General features: G+C 60.4%; 13 protein-coding genes. 6 read left to right on the plus strand and 7 right to left on the minus strand.

Annotated elements, in window-relative coordinates; all coding sequences use genetic code 11:
- Positions 1-164 precede the first annotated feature (164 nt).
- Positions 165-1,052 (minus strand): AraC family transcriptional regulator, encoded by an 888-nt coding sequence (locus QTL94_RS16725; protein ID WP_289802574.1) that lies wholly within the window; start codon positions 1,050-1,052, stop codon positions 165-167.
- A gap of 132 nt (positions 1,053-1,184) precedes the next feature.
- On the opposite strand from QTL94_RS16725, the gene QTL94_RS16730 reads away from it, so the two are divergent.
- From QTL94_RS16730 to QTL94_RS16740, 3 genes are all read left to right on the plus strand, one after another.
- Positions 1,185-1,928, plus strand: coding sequence for an SDR family NAD(P)-dependent oxidoreductase (locus QTL94_RS16730; protein ID WP_289802575.1), 744 nt, complete (start codon positions 1,185-1,187; stop codon positions 1,926-1,928).
- Between the two features lie 33 nt (positions 1,929-1,961).
- On the plus strand, positions 1,962-2,312 hold the full coding sequence (locus QTL94_RS16735; protein WP_289802576.1) for a nuclear transport factor 2 family protein: 351 nt from the start codon (positions 1,962-1,964) through the stop codon (positions 2,310-2,312).
- Positions 2,313-2,427: 115 nt separating this feature from the next.
- A complete protein-coding gene (locus QTL94_RS16740) occupies positions 2,428-3,204 on the plus strand; it encodes a carbon-nitrogen hydrolase family protein (RefSeq protein ID WP_289802577.1) in 777 nt (258 codons plus the stop codon).
- A 583-nt stretch (positions 3,205-3,787) separates the two neighbouring features.
- Here QTL94_RS16740 and QTL94_RS16745 read toward each other — a convergent pair.
- The 6 genes from QTL94_RS16745 to ligD form a co-directional block, all read right to left on the minus strand.
- Positions 3,788-4,162 carry a response regulator gene (locus QTL94_RS16745; RefSeq protein ID WP_065690410.1) on the minus strand — a complete coding sequence of 125 codons (375 nt, stop codon included), beginning with the start codon at positions 4,160-4,162 and terminating at the stop codon, positions 3,788-3,790.
- Between the two features lie 760 nt (positions 4,163-4,922).
- Entirely contained in the window at positions 4,923-5,144 is a 222-nt protein-coding gene (locus tag QTL94_RS16755) for a hypothetical protein (protein WP_065690411.1), read from the minus strand.
- 256 nt (positions 5,145-5,400) lie between these two features.
- Positions 5,401-6,483 (minus strand): DNA polymerase IV, encoded by a 1,083-nt coding sequence (dinB, locus tag QTL94_RS16760; protein WP_065690485.1) that lies wholly within the window; start codon positions 6,481-6,483, stop codon positions 5,401-5,403.
- Between the two features lie 10 nt (positions 6,484-6,493).
- Positions 6,494-6,916, minus strand: coding sequence for a hypothetical protein (locus QTL94_RS16765; protein ID WP_289802578.1), 423 nt, complete (start codon positions 6,914-6,916; stop codon positions 6,494-6,496).
- An 84-nt stretch (positions 6,917-7,000) separates the two neighbouring features.
- On the minus strand, positions 7,001-7,774 hold the full coding sequence (locus tag QTL94_RS16770; RefSeq protein ID WP_065690413.1) for an SOS response-associated peptidase: 774 nt from the start codon (positions 7,772-7,774) through the stop codon (positions 7,001-7,003).
- A 56-nt stretch (positions 7,775-7,830) separates the two neighbouring features.
- Positions 7,831-8,883, minus strand: coding sequence for a non-homologous end-joining DNA ligase (gene ligD, locus QTL94_RS16775; RefSeq protein WP_065690414.1), 1,053 nt, complete (start codon positions 8,881-8,883; stop codon positions 7,831-7,833).
- 291 nt (positions 8,884-9,174) lie between these two features.
- On the opposite strand from ligD, the gene QTL94_RS16780 reads away from it, so the two are divergent.
- The 3 genes from QTL94_RS16780 to QTL94_RS16790 are packed head-to-tail and all read left to right on the plus strand — an operon-like array spanning position 9,175 to position 14,625.
- Positions 9,175-9,939 (plus strand): ImuA family protein, encoded by a 765-nt coding sequence (locus QTL94_RS16780; protein WP_065690415.1) that lies wholly within the window; start codon positions 9,175-9,177, stop codon positions 9,937-9,939.
- A complete protein-coding gene (locus QTL94_RS16785) occupies positions 9,860-11,371 on the plus strand; it encodes a Y-family DNA polymerase (RefSeq protein WP_289802579.1) in 1,512 nt (503 codons plus the stop codon). Before QTL94_RS16780 ends, QTL94_RS16785 begins: the two co-directional genes overlap by 80 nt.
- Positions 11,368-14,625: an error-prone DNA polymerase gene (locus QTL94_RS16790; protein ID WP_289802580.1), complete on the plus strand. Its 3,258-nt coding sequence runs from the start codon at positions 11,368-11,370 to the stop codon at positions 14,623-14,625. Before QTL94_RS16785 ends, QTL94_RS16790 begins: the two co-directional genes overlap by 4 nt.
- Positions 14,626-14,736: the final 111 nt, after the last annotated feature.

The raw sequence follows: 14,736 nt of genomic DNA on the forward strand, positions 1-14,736 counted from the left end.
CCGAAACCACGCTGCGGCCGCGGGACGCGATTCATGTCCATTGCTCAGCCATCTCCTGCCATGCCATTTTGCATGCGCGTCGATGAGGGCGACTTCTGTCTGGAATCTCATTGGCCGCGTCTGCCCGATAGGCTTGCGGTAGATCTCGGCATGTATAGGCGAGATCAAGCGCTCTGCGTGTATCCCCGCAATGCTTTGACGTCCAACGAGGGCGGCCGCCCGAACTGGCGCGTATATTCGCGGCTGAACTGGCTGGGGCTCTCATAGCCGACCCTGAAGGCGACGCTTGTGGCATTGCCTTCGCCTGATATCAGGAGGGTACGCGCATGCAGCAAGCGGACATGCTTGTGGTACTGCAATGGGCTGAGCGCGGTCACGGCTTTGAAGTGCCGATGAAAGGCGGATACGCTGAGCGCCGCCATGTCGGCCAGGGTTTCCACGCGCAATGGCCGCGCGAAATTCTCGCGTATCCACCGGATCGCCAGTTCGATCCCTGCGAACGTGGTCTCCGGAGTGGCGATGTCGCGCAGCATAAACCCGAGAGGACCGTTCAGCACACGCAGCAGGATTTCGCGCTCATAAAGCGGCGCAAACAGCGCTATCTCCTCAGGGCGCTCGATAAGGCGGAGCATGCGCATCCAGGCGTCCAGCAGATCATCTGATACTGGTGCCACCGAAAACCCGCTGGCCACGGCGGGCGGCCCGTCAAGCTTGGGGAAGTCGGCCAGAAGCTCTGCCAGGAGTGCAGGCTCCAGCGACAGGCTGATGGCGAGATATGGATCGCCATTGGCAGAAGCGCTGACCGTTCCAACCGCCGGCAGATCGACGGACATGACGAAATAGGTCGCCGGATCGTAGCGCAAGGTCCGATTGCCGATCGTCATCGTCTTGGACCCGCTGAGGATCAAGTTGATCATCGGTTCATAGACAGTGGCCAACCGGTGCTCAGGGATTTCGCCCTTGACCATGGCGACACGGGGAATGCCGGTCTCCGTGCGCCGATTTTCCGCCCGCGAAGCAAGTCGACGCAGTTCACGAAGTCGATTTCCCATCATGCTCATCCTCACAGATGAATGCGTAGTACGCAATGGCCAAGCAGGAATAGGCAAGTTCCAGCGAGGATCGTGGATGCGCGCCTGTTGTCGTCAGTGCTATCGGTCGCCCGTCGGGTCAAAGGAGCAGCTATGCCTATAGTCATCATCACTGGCGGAAGTCGTGGAATCGGAGCCTCTACGGCGCTTGCTTGCGCCGAGCGGGGAATGGGTGTCCTGATGACATTCAACGCCAATCCTGAAGCGGCCGAAAACGTCGTCGAGCGCATTCGGCAACAGGGCGGTCAAGCGGCCGCCGTAAAGCTCGATGTCGCAGACAGCGCGTCCTTTCCCGCATTTCGCGACGAGGTCGCCCGTCAGCTTGAAAAAGTCTGGAACACGGACCGCTTCGCCTTCCTCGTCAATAATGCGGGTTTCGGCCAGTTCAATCCCATCGTTTCCGTCACGGAGGATGAGTTCGATGCGCTCTATCGCGTGCATCTGAAGGGCCCCTTCTTCCTGACCCAGATCCTTTTGCCGCTGATGGCGGATGGCGGCCATATCGTCAACATCGGCAGCGCAACGACCCGCGTGGCCACATCGGGCGTTGCTCCCTATGCCGCCTTCAAGGGTGGTTTGGAGATATTGACCCGCTACATGGCCAAGGAGTTCGGGGGGCGACGCATTCGCGCCAATTCCGTCGCTCCGGGCGCGACCCGCACGGATCTGGGTGGCGGGCTTAATGATGAATTCGAGGCCCTGCTGGCCGGGCAGACGGCGCTCGGCCGCATTGGCGAGCCTGACGATGTCGGCGCGATGATCGCCAGCCTGCTCGGCGAAGACAATCGCTGGATCAATGCGCAGAACATCGAAGTGTCGGGCGGATACATCGTCTGACCTCACAAGGTTCTCGGAGAAGGAGAGACTACCATGACACCAATGACAGCTGACGTCTGGCGCAAGGCTGCCAATGCGCTGATTGCAGCGCTGAACGCCTTCGATGCCAGCCGTGTCCAGACGCTTTTTGTCGCCGATGCGGTGATCGATGACCCCTCGACAGGACACAGTTTCGAAGGCCATGACGGGATCGGCGATTATGTCGAACGGTACTTCAAGGGCTATCACACGGTGACGCGCTTTCTGTCTATAGACGATATCGGCGCTGACAAAGCCCGTCTCCGCGTGGATTTCACAGGCGATTTCGGCCACGAGACCGGCGTGCTCGTCATCCGCGCGAATGCCGAGGGGCTGTTGGAACGCATAGACGCCGACCTCGAATAGGTCCCAGGACAGCCACGCGGATTTTCGTGCTGGCCGACCGTGAGCCTGATAGGATTGCATTGAAGTCCGGAATGAGACGCGGTTTGAACGACCACCTTTCTCGAAGGGAACGACCATGGTGACGGCATGCGCAGTGGAGTGGCCTGACGGACTGGTCGTCGGCAGCGAGCAATGGCGCTGCTGCGCCGATGCTGTCAGCCGCCTCGCGCCGGACATCCTGATCACCAATGAAATGCCATTTGGAGCCTGGCTGCCGAAGACGCTGCCATACGATCAAGCCCGCGCCGAGGCGTGGGCGGAACTGCATGCGCAGTCTCTCACAGCACTTGGGGAACTTGCCCCGGCGGTCATTTCCTCGCGGCCAGTGGTCCATGGCGGGCGGCTCGCGAATGAGGCATTCGCGCTCGAAAACGGCGTCTATCGCTTCCTGCATCATAAGCACCTTTTTCCCGCCGAAGAGGGCTGGCAGGAGGATGGCTGGTTTGCGCCCTCGATCCCAGGTTTCGACACGAATGTGATCGCGGGCCTGACCGTCGGCGTCCTTCTCTGCACCGAGCTGATGTTTCCGGAACGGGCCCGCGCCCTCGGTCGGCAAGGCGCGCACCTGATCGCTGTTCCGAGAGCCTCCGGGCGCAGCATGTCCTATTGGCGCACGGCCGGTGCAATGGCGGCTATCGTCAGCGGAGCCTATGTGATGAGTTCGAACCGTGTCGGATCGGCTTATGGGGAACCGCCGATATTCGGCGGCGGGGGCTTCGCCTTCGATCCCTCGGCAAACCCCGCTGGCGACACCAGACAGGATCAGCCGGCATTGCGGGTGTCCATCGACCCAGATGCTGCCGAAGCCGCTAAGGCGTCCTATCCCGTGTATGTGCGGGAACGAGATTTTTGAGCCCGCTCGTCTAGCTCTATAAATACACCTAATTAGTGTTGTCGCAAAGCAACGGATTAGTGCCGTCGTTGCATCTGCAGGATTCACGAAATGTCAGGACGCCCGCCAAATGAACTGCTTGCCTTATCGCTTCCCGACCTTCGAGGTGCAACCGACATGTAAAAACACAATCGCGGCGCCACCACTGCGTTCGGTGAGTGGGCTCTGAGCCTACTCGGCCAATCGCGTGATCGGTTAACTTCGGCGATTACTGAACCGCGCCAAGTTGGACGAAGACGTGACCATTGCCGACGTCGATCCGTTGCAGTAGGTCTGCTCTGACCTCCTGCCGCGCGACAGACTTGAAGGGCCGCCATTTCTGGCTCTTCGCACTTGCGGGCAGAGGCGCCCCCTCCCGCAGAAATAGCGTGATATGAGGTACTTCATCTGATTTGTAGATGCAAATCCTCAACGGCCGGGTACCCTCGTCAACAGAGATGGATTGTGCGCCGCAACAACGAGAATTGCAAACCTAATTTGCCGGTAAATTATCTGGGTGGTTGATAGGGTCTTTGGCGTGCCAGACTTGCTGTCCGTCCACAGGTTAGAAAGCCTGGGCGACCTCGTTGAAGGTCGGCTCAGCCAACAGGGATATTATCAGGTTTACGCTGTAAGGCTTTTGCAGGAAATGGCAGTCAACCGGACAATTCTCCGGGCCGTGCCCACCGGATGCGACAACGACCTTTGTTCTCGGCGCCACAGTTCGAACCATGTGCGCCAGATCCAAACCGTTTAGACAGCCTGGCATATCGATGTCTGTGATCACAGCATCGAAGGCCGGGTTGCGCCCAAGCGCCGCCACCGCCTCCAGTACATTTCCCGCTTCAACAACACTGTAGCCCTCTTCCGTCAGGACATCTGCCAACATCAAGCGGATGAGGATCTCGTCTTCAACGATAAGTACGGTGCCGTTGCACATGTCTGGGTGACCTCCGTTGCTTCATGCAATCAACGAGTTCGCACCACGAACGGTCCGCCGTCGAACTCCATAATTTTGGAACATATTTAATAAAATGCGAATGAATGGAGGGTATTGCTGGGTTTGTCGTGTGGACGAAGTGCTTATCTCGTTGCTCTGATTTGCGAGGGAAAAGAGGACATCCCGCCGCCACAATGTATTGGCAAAATTGAAGAAGACTGGGGTTCTAATGAATAGAAAACAGATATCTCGCTGCCTAGCATTCTTCACGTTGTCATTTCAGTTGATTGGTTGCTCTCATACCGAACCACTTGAGACATCGGCAATCTCCACGACCTCACCGAGAGCCGTTCCGGTAACCGACCAGGCGATCATTGCCGAGACTGTTGGAAACGCGCCTACCGGTGTCAATAAGCTCGCGTGGGCGAACCCTGCAACAGGCAGTGCCGGCGTCATTGAGAGGGTCGACACGGGGAACGGTGGCATCGAAGGCTGCCGACAGTTTGTTACGAGCCAGCAGAGCCTGGAAGGTGCGACGCGGTTCGATGGCATGGCGTGCCCATCAGATGGCTCATGGAAAATCGCAGGTACGCCGGGATTGCATTGAATCTTTGGTGCCGCTGATGACGCCAATACTCGAGGACGACAGTCGTCAGCGTTGTATTGAACCGCCGAGCGACGAGGCGATCAAAACGACGCCAGAGGTTTCTCAAACGCGCACGCATCCAATCATCGCTGCGCCGACAGGTGGGGCCCGAGATTACTCGGCCGCCTGACGCAACGAGTATCCTTCCAGCGGCTCAACGAGCGCAATGATCTCGAAATCACCGATCATGTGATGTTGGTCGGATCCAGGGACCGCCAGGGTCCAGAAGTCCGGATCCTCGCCGAAGATCGTAGACACCTGCACGATCGTCGTCCGGCCACCGGTGTGCCTGTCAGATCGCGCCCAGTAAAATGCGTCTGGAACCAAACTCTTCATAACGTCTACTCCCCACACTATACGGTCACGATATCAGGAAATTCAAATATGACCATTGCTCGTGTTCGCTACCCACAACGAGGATAAGAGAGAGCAGGGAAATCGCTGCACGGGCTGTGCTGCATCGACGGCGACCCGACGCCGAAATGTCGCCTGTCGTCTGCTTTTCCAATGCGGGGGCAGCTTGCTGCAGCTTTTCCCTGAGCCTCAAGCTGGCCGAGAGAAACTCCTGGTCCCTTGTGGAGATGTCGGCGGGTCACAGCGTTAAAAGCAACTGGTCTGTCCGAAGGTCATCGGCTGCCTCAAGCGAGGACAGGGTAACGCCCAGCAATCGAACGCCCTTCGGGGGCGGGAAAACGGGCTTCAGTAGCGAGCCGATCGTTTCCTCGATTTCGCCGGCCGATAGGAAAGACCGCTCGCCGGTTCTGGCGCGAGTGATCTGCGTGAAGTCAGCATATTTCACCTTGAGGGTGACGGTCTTGGCCCTGATCGCGTTGGCTTCGCAATATCGCCAGACCTTGGCGATCAGTGGCCGAAGCCCCTCGATTGCCGGCTCATAGCTATGGATGTCCTGCGCGAAGGTATCCTCGGCGCCGACGGATTTGCGAACCCTGTCCGGCTTGACGCGGCGTTCATCGATGCCCCGCGCAATGCCATAAAAGTATGGACCCGACTTCCCGAAATTCTGGGTCAGGAACTGCAGCGACTGTGCCTTGAGGTCGGCGCCTGTCCGGATGCCGAGGCGATGCATCTTCTCGGCCGTGGCCGGCCCGACGCCGTGGAATTTCTTCACTGCCAGCCCTTCGACGAAAGCGGGGCCATTCTTCGGCGTGATGACGGCCTGGCCGTTCGGCTTGTTGAGATCGGAGGCCATTTTGGCGAGAAACTTGTTGTACGAGATCCCCGCTGACGCATTCAGCCCGGTGACCGTCTTGATCTTTGCACGGATCTCCAGTGCGATCTCGGTGGCAATCGGCATATCCTTCAGGTTCTCGGTGACATCGAGGTACGCCTCGTCGAGCGAGAGCGGTTCGATCAGCGGGGTATATTCGGCAAAGATCTCACGGATCTGCTGCGAAACGGCGCGGTAGACATCGAAGCGCGGCGTCACGAAAATCAGATCAGGGCATTTGCGAGCGGCCGTGACCGAAGGCATCGCCGAATGAACACCAAATTTTCGGGCTTCATAGCTTGCAGCCGCAACCACGCCTCGCGCGGCAGCGCCACCGACCGCGAGCGGCTTGCCGCGCAGCTCCGGATTATCTCGCTGTTCCACCGACGCATAAAAGGCGTCCATGTCGACATGTATAATCTTTCTGGTCGCCGCATTGACATCCATCGGTGCGACCTCAGGCGGGACCGCCATTATTCGGACCGTGCTTGCCACCCGATGCTATGACTTGCTGCCAGTAACCCGTCTCGTCTTCGTCGAGCTCCTCGTCCAGCTTTGGATAGGGGCGCGTTTCATCGGGCAGTTCGACCCAAGCGGTGTCGGCGGCAAGCGACGACCCGACCTGCAAGTCAACCGTGCTGGAGTCCGGCCGATGACATGAATCGTAGGGGAATTCGCCAAATCTCGTAAGCAGATCAGCGGCGCCGGGCGAGAAATAATAGATCGGCCGCTCGTCCCGGCTCCGATAGAAGGCGGCGACATCCCAGTCGAAGCTGTCGCGGTGCGGCAGAAACAGTTTCAGAAAATGATCCTGGACCGCGAGCCGAAATTCAGGTTCCGACATCGACGATCTTGCGGGGTCGAGTTTGAGCCAGCTCATGTCCATATCCTTCCCTATCGATCGGAACAAAATAAGAACATTGTTGGCGAGAGTCAAATGGCGAAGGCGACCCAAGACTGTCAGTTACAAGACCATGGCTTGCTGCAGCACTTCGCCGTCTTTAGCAATGATCGATGAGCCGTATGGCTCGCGGGACGATATGATCAGCGCGCCGTCGGGCAGCGGTCGCGCCAGGTGCATCACCTCCTCCCACGGCGCCCGCATCCAGACGTCGGTCTCGTCCGGCGTGAGCAGCAGCACCGGCATCGCCTTTTCGTGGATGGGCTTCACCAGCGCATTCGGATCTGTCGTCAAGAAGCCATAGAGGTCATCGGTCGTCAGGCCGTCCTTCACCTTCCTGACGCTCTTCCAGGCCGGTACATGAATGCCGGCGAAGAACATCAGCGACTTTGCCTCGTCACGGGCGAACCAGGCGTTCGGCACCTTGCTGCCATCTTCCTGGCTGGCCGGATCCGGCTCCGCGAAGCTGGTGACCGGCACGAGGCACCGATGCTCGACGCCGAACCAACGCCTCCAATGGGGTAGGGTGAGCTTGCGGATATTGGTGACGCCGCGGTCGGGCTCCATGCGAATGAACTCGTCCATGTCGATGGCGTGACCTTTGGCTCTCAGCTTGTCGGCCCGGGCTTCCGCAGCTTTCTTCTGGACGAAAAGCGGGGACGGAAGCCCCCAGCGCGCATGGACGAGCTGATTGCGCCCGTCGGCTGTATTGCGAAGGATCGGCCCCATCTGGTCTGGGTTCATCTGGTAGACCGGCATGAGATTGATCAGGCTCTCGACGTCCTGGGCCCACTTGCTGACCCAGTCCTTGTCTTCCATGCGATAAAGGTTGCACATCTGATGCCCCTCCCTTCCGATAACGCGGACCAACTTAGCGCATGTTGCGCCATCTGCTAGTCGAGGCGGAAGACGTCGGCGTTGTCCTGACGTTCGCGCAATCCCTTGTAGGATGCATGGCGAAGCTTCCCGTCCGCCGTCCAGGCACGGAACTCGATCTCGGCAATCAGGGTTGGCTGGACCCAGATGACATTGACGGCGTCAGTAGTCTCCACCGGCGGGCGCTTTTGCTTCCAACGCAGCTTGTCCAGCGTCTTGCGCAGTCTCGCTGTCTCGGCTTGCTTGAAGCCGGTGCCCACATTGCCGACATGTACGAGTTCATCGTCGCGATACGCTGCAACCACCAAGGAGGCGAAGCCGCCCGTCAGCGCGGTCGAGGGCTCATACCCGACAATGAAAAAGGCTTCGCTCTCGATACATTTGACCTTCACCCAGTCGCCAGTCCGACCGGATCGATACGGTTGATCCCGGTCCTTGCCGACAATGCCTTCCAGACCGAAGCGACAGGCGTGTTCCAGCAGGACATCAGGATCGGCATCCAGTTCCGCGGAGATTTGGATCGCGCCGTCCTGGCCCTTCAAAAGACCCTCAAGCAGATGGCGCCGGGATCGATACTCGACCCCGCGCAGATCGTGGCCGTCGAGATAGATGAGGTCGAAGGCATAGAGCATGGCGGCGGACGCCCGGTTGCCTGCCTTGTTGCCTGAGGCTCCAAGCGACTTCTGCAACAGCCCAAAATCCGACCGGCCCTCTGCGTCGAGAACGACAGCCTCGCCATCGATGATCATCGTCGCTGGCCCGAGAGCGCGGGCAGCCTCTGCGATATCAGGAAACCGATGGGTCCAGTCATGCCCGCCGCGCGTCAGGATCCTGATGCCATGCGGTTCAACGTGGATAGCCAGCCGATAGCCGTCCCACTTGACCTCCCAGCCCCATTGGTCGCCGCGGGGAGGCCGCTGCTTGACCTTGGCGAGCGCCGGCTCAACCCGGTCAGGCATGGGATCGAAGAGAAGCTGTGGTTGCGCAGGATTGCGCTTCCGCTGTGGCTTCGAGCGGATCGGCGCGTCGGTATCACGAAGGAGCGGCTTTGATTTCGGTGGCTTCGTCATTGCGGCAGTTCAGCAGGGAAAGTGAAGAACACTATGACGATCTCAGCTTTATCCCCGTTATCCAAGCGAAGAGAGATCGCGAGGGCCGTAAGCGGAAAAAATTCTCGCACGAGCTACCTGCCTGATTCCCATGGCAATTCGCGGAATTTCCAGTCTTCAGGATAATATTCCCATCCCGTGGGTTGCTTGACTCTTTGTTGCGGCAGGAACAGAAACAGAACATCCGCATTTTGCTCGACATGATGTCGGCCCGATCCTGACGCCACACGAACTTGAAGGGAGCCGTGAACGATGACTGCTGCCCGTGAACGGGTGATTTCAGATGTGATCTCCGATCTTCGCGAGCGGATCTCGACGCTGGGAGGTGTGACTGCCAGGAAGGCTGGCTGTCTTCCCTTCGGCGTGCCCGAGATCGACGCCGTCCTGCCCGGCGGAGGTCTCGCCTATGGCGCGTTGCATGAGTTCGCCGGCGGCGGGGCAGGCACTGTCGATGGTGCCGCGGCCGCACTATGCGCCGCCGGCATTTCGGCGCGTACCAAGGGTCCGATCGTCTGGTGCCTGACCCGGCCCGACCTGTTCTTCCCGGCCCTGGCCCAGGTTGGCCTTCATCCCGACCGGGTGATCTTCGTTGAATCAGACAAGGAAGAGGACGTGCTTGCCAACATGGAGGAGGGCTTGGCCTTCGGAGGCCTCGGCGCTGTGGTCGGCGAGCTCGTCCGATTGCCAATGGTCAGCTCCAGGCGGCTGCAGCTTGCCGCGGAACGCACAGGCACGATGGCGCTTGCGGTGCGACGATGGCGACGCCAGACGGAGGCTAACGATTTTGGCCAGCCGACGGCCGCGACGACGCGGTGGCGGGTCAGCGTCATGCCGTCGGAGGACCTTCCGGTGCCTGGTGTCGGCCGGGCGCAGTGGTTTTTGGAATTGATGCGCGTGAAAGCGGGTGAGTGTGCTGAGTTTCTCGTGAGGGCGTGTGATGACAAGGGTCGTATCGATCTATCTACCGGATCTGCCGACCGATCGGATCAGACGCGCCGATCCGTCTATTCCGGCTGAGCAGGCAATCGCGGTGATCGCCAGGAGCGGTTCAAAACGCTGGGTGTCATCAGTCGACGCAGCCGCGCGCAAAGCGGGCCTGCGTGTCGGCATGTCGGCGGCCAAGGCCCAGGCTCTGTTTCGCGGGCTGATGCTGGTCGATGCGCAGCCGGAAGCCGACGCGGCCGCGCTCGAGCGGATTACCTTGTGGGCCCTGACGCAATATTCCCCGATTGTTGCAGTCGATGGAACCGACGGGATTGTGCTCGACACAGAAGGCGCCGATCATTTGCAGGGTGGTGAGGTGCCGATGGTGACGAAGATCTCCAACCAGTTCCTGGCCCGAAAACTGACGGCCCGTGTGGCGATCGCCGACACCTTGGGTGCAGCCCACGCCTGTGCGCGAGCCATCAGCCGCGAGACCGTCATCGTACCGATCGGCAAGACAGTGGCCGCAGTCGAAAAGCTGCCGATCACGCTGTTACGGCTATCGGAAAAGATCGTTGGTGATCTCCGCACGCTCGGCTTCCAGACCGTCGGTGAATTGGCCAATACCCCACGCGCACCACTGACACTCCGGTTCGGACCGGAGATCGCCCGGCGCCTCGACCAGATGTTCGGCCGCGTTTCCGAGCCGATCGATCCGATCCGAACGCCTGAGTTGATCGAGGTCGCAAGAGCCTTCGCGGAGCCGATCGGGGCTGCCGAGACCATCGATAAATATGTCGGGCGCCTGGTCGTGCAGTTGATTGGCGAGCTCCAGAAGCGCGGTCTTGGCGTGCGCCGTGCCGACCTGATCGTAGACAAGGTCGATGGTACCAGGCAGGCGATCCGCGCCGGAACCGCCAAACCGGCGCGTGATGTCGCCTGGCTGACGAAGCTGTTTCGCGACCGGACGGAAAAGATCGAACCCGGCTTCGGGATCGAGAAATTGACGCTGGTTGCCGTCATGGCTGAACCGCTTGAGGACATGCAAAGGGTCTCATCTCTGGTCGAGGACGAGGTGACGGATGTCACCCCGCTGATCGACATTTACGGCAACCGTGGCCAGCGGGTCTATCGTGTCGCCCCTGTGGCATCGGATGTGCCCGAACGCTCGGTCCAGCGGATCTCCGCCGCGTCTGATCCGCTCGAAGTTGCATGGGTCGGTCACTGGCGCCGGCCGGTGCGGCTGCTCGCCCGACCGGAGCTGATCACGGCCATTGCGCTGATGCCGGACCATCCGCCGGCCTCGATTACCTGGCGCGGCCGGCGGCGCAAGGTCAAGCGCGCCGACGGTCCCGAGCGCATCTTCGGCGAATGGTGGCAGCGCGACGCCGAGATGGAGGCCGTCAGGGATTATTTCGTGATCGAGGACGAAGCCGGCGAACGGCTCTGGGTGTTCCGGGCAGGCGATGGTGTCGATCCGGAGACCGGTGACCATCGCTGGTTCATGCACGGGATTTTCGCATGAGTTATGCCGAGCTCCAGGTCACGACGCATTTCTCGTTTCTGCGCGGAGCATCGTCGGCCGACGAGCTCTTCATGCGCGCCGCGGAGCTTGGCATCGAGGCGATCGGCGTGGTCGATCGCAACAGTCTGGCTGGTATCGTTCGCGCGCTGGAGGCATCGCGCGCCACCGGCCTGCGGCTTGTCGTCGGCTGCCGGCTGGATCTCGCCGATGGCATGTCGGTGCTGGTCTACCCGACAAATCGCGCCTCCTATTCCCGGCTGACCCGCCTGATCACCCTCGGTAAGAGCCGGGGCGGCAAGAACAACTGCATTCTTCACTGGGACGACGTCGTCGCCTATTGCGACGGGATGATCGCCATTCTGGTGGCCAATCTTGCGGACGAGACCTGCGCCGTGCAGCTGCGCAAGCTGGCCGAGATCTTCGGCGACCGCGCCTATGTATCGCTCTGCCTGCGCCGGCGCCCGAACGACCAGCTGCGCCTGCACGAGATCTCCAATATGGCCTTGCGGTTCAAGGTCAAAACCGTCGTCACCAACGATGTGCTGTTCCATGAGCCGGGCCGGCGGCAGCTGCAGGATATCGTCACGTGCATCCGCCACAGAACGACGATCGACGATGTCGGCTTTGAGCGCGAGCGTCACGCTGATCGCTATCTGAAGCCACCAGAGGAAATGCAGCGGCTGTTTCCGCGTTATCCAGAGGCGCTGGCGCGGACGATGGAGATCGTGCGGCGCTGCACGTTTTCGCTTGAGGAGCTGACCTATCAGTATCCGGAGGAGGCGATCGTGCCGGGCAAGGACGCCCAGTCCTCTCTCGAACACTATGTCTGGGAATGTGTGCCCGATCGGTACCCGGAAGGCCTGCCGCCTGATGTGCTGAAGATCGTTCGCCATGAGCTCGACCTCATCCGCACCATGAAATACGCGCCTTATTTTCTGACCGTTTTTTCGATCGTCCGTTACGCCCGCAGCCAGGGGATCTTGTGCCAGGGACGCGGCTCGGCCGCAAACAGTGCGGTCTGCTATATTCTCGGCATCACCTCGATCGACCCCTCGACCAACGACCTGCTGTTCGAGCGCTTCGTCAGCCAGGAACGCGACGAACCGCCTGATATCGACGTGGATTTCGAGCACGAGCGGCGCGAGGAGGTCATTCAATGGATCTATCGGACCTACAGCCGGGAGAAAGCGGCACTTTGCGCCACCGTCACACGCTACCGGGCCCGCGGCGCCATCCGCGATGTCGGCAAGGCTCTCGGACTGCCCGAGGACGTCATCAAGGCGCTGTCCTCAGGCATGTGGTCCTGGTCGGAAGAGGTCTGCGACCGTAATGTCCGCGAACTCAATCTCAATCCCGACGACCGGCGTCTCGCCTTGACCCTGAAACTGGCGCAGCAACTGATGGGGGCGCCGCGCCATCTCGGCCAGCATCCGGGTGGCTTTGTGCTGACCCATGACCGGCTCGACGATCTGGTTCCGATCGAGCCGGCGACGATGAAGGATCGCCAGATCATCGAGTGGGACAAGGATGACGTCGAGGCGTTGAAGTTCATGAAGGTCGACGTGCTGGCGCTTGGCATGCTCACCTGCATGGCCAAGGCATTCGAACTCATCCGGGAACACAAGGACCAGGATATCGACTTGGCGACGATCCCGCAGGAGGATCCGGCGACCTATGCGATGATCCGCAAGGCTGACACGCTTGGGACCTTCCAGATCGAAAGCCGCGCGCAAATGGCGATGCTGCCACGGCTGAAGCCGCGTACCTTCTACGACCTCGTCGTCCAGGTGGCGATCGTCCGGCCAGGGCCGATCCAGGGTGACATGGTCCATCCCTATCTGCGTCGGCGCGAAGGCAAGGAGGCGGTCGAATACCCGACGCCCGAGCTTGAAGCGGTGCTCGGCAAGACGCTTGGCGTGCCACTGTTTCAGGAGAGCGCCATGCGGGTGGCCATGGTCTGTGCAGGGTTCACCGGCGGCGAGGCAGACCAGCTGCGCAAATCCATGGCGACCTTCAAGTTCACCGGTGGTGTGTCGCGCTTCAAGGACAAGCTGGTGTCCGGCATGGTGAAGAACGGCTACACGCCTGAATTCGCCGAGAAGACATTCAGCCAGCTTGAGGGGTTTGGATCCTACGGCTTTCCGGAAAGCCATGCGGCGTCGTTCGCGCTGATCGCCTATGCCTCGAACTACATCAAGCGCCATCATCCCGAGGCATTCTGCGCGGCGCTGATCAACAGTCAGCCAATGGGGTTTTACGCACCGGCCCAGATCGTCGGCGACGCGCGAGCCCATGGCGTCGAGGTGCGTCCCGTCTGCATCAACCGATCCCGGTGGGATTGTACTTTGGAGAGGATCGGCAATAGCGACCGGCATGCCGTCCGGTTGGGTTTTCGACGGGTCAAGGGCTTGGCGGTCGCGGATGCTGCCCGCATTGTCGCCGGTCGCATGAACCGGGATTTCCAGTCGGTCGATGATACGTGGCGTCGGTCCGGTGTGTCCGCTGAAGCCCTCGTTCAACTCGCCCAGGCCGATGCCTTCCTGCCGTCGCTGAAACTTGAACGTCGCGATGCGCTCTGGGCGATCAAGGCGCTGCGCGACGAACCTCTGCCGCTGTTTGCCGCGGCGGCCGAGCGTGAAATACAAACCATCGCCGAGCAGCAGGAGCCAGAAGTGGAGCTTCGGCAGATGACGGATGGCCACAACGTTATCCAGGACTACAGCCATACCGGCCTGACATTGCGCCAGCATCCAATTGCCTTCCTGCGCAAGGATCTGCAGGAGCGCAACATCATCACCTGCGGCGAGGCGATGAACGCGCGCGACGGACAATGGGTCTATACGGCTGGCCTCGTCCTCGTGCGCCAGAAACCCGGGTCAGCCAAGGGCGTTATGTTCATCACCATCGAGGACGAGACCGGGCCGGCCAACATCGTCGTCTGGCCGACGCTGTTTGAGAAACGTCGCCGCGTCGTGCTCGGATCCTCGATGATGGCGATCAATGGACGTATTCAGCGGGAAGGGGAGGTGGTGCACCTGGTGGCGCAGCAGCTGTTTGACCTGTCGGGGGATCTTTCAGGGCTGGCCGATCGCGATACCGAGTTCAAACTGCCGGCGGGCAGAGGTGACGAGTTTGCGTATGGGGGTGGTCCTGATCCGCGCGATGCGCCGAAGCCCGTCGTTCAGCCGCGGGATATGTTCGTCCGTGATCTCCACATTGATACACTGAAGGTGCGGGCACGGAATTTTCAGTGACTTTCATAATCATTTGGCCGCTAATTCGAATTGGAGCAGTCAACGCCAATCACTAGCCCGGAACCGACACACCACGCGGACACGAACACAGGACATGAACATGGCCATACG

Source organism: Rhizobium sp. S96 (genome assembly GCF_030382195.1).
In the GTDB taxonomy this organism is placed as follows: domain Bacteria; phylum Pseudomonadota; class Alphaproteobacteria; order Rhizobiales; family Rhizobiaceae; genus Rhizobium.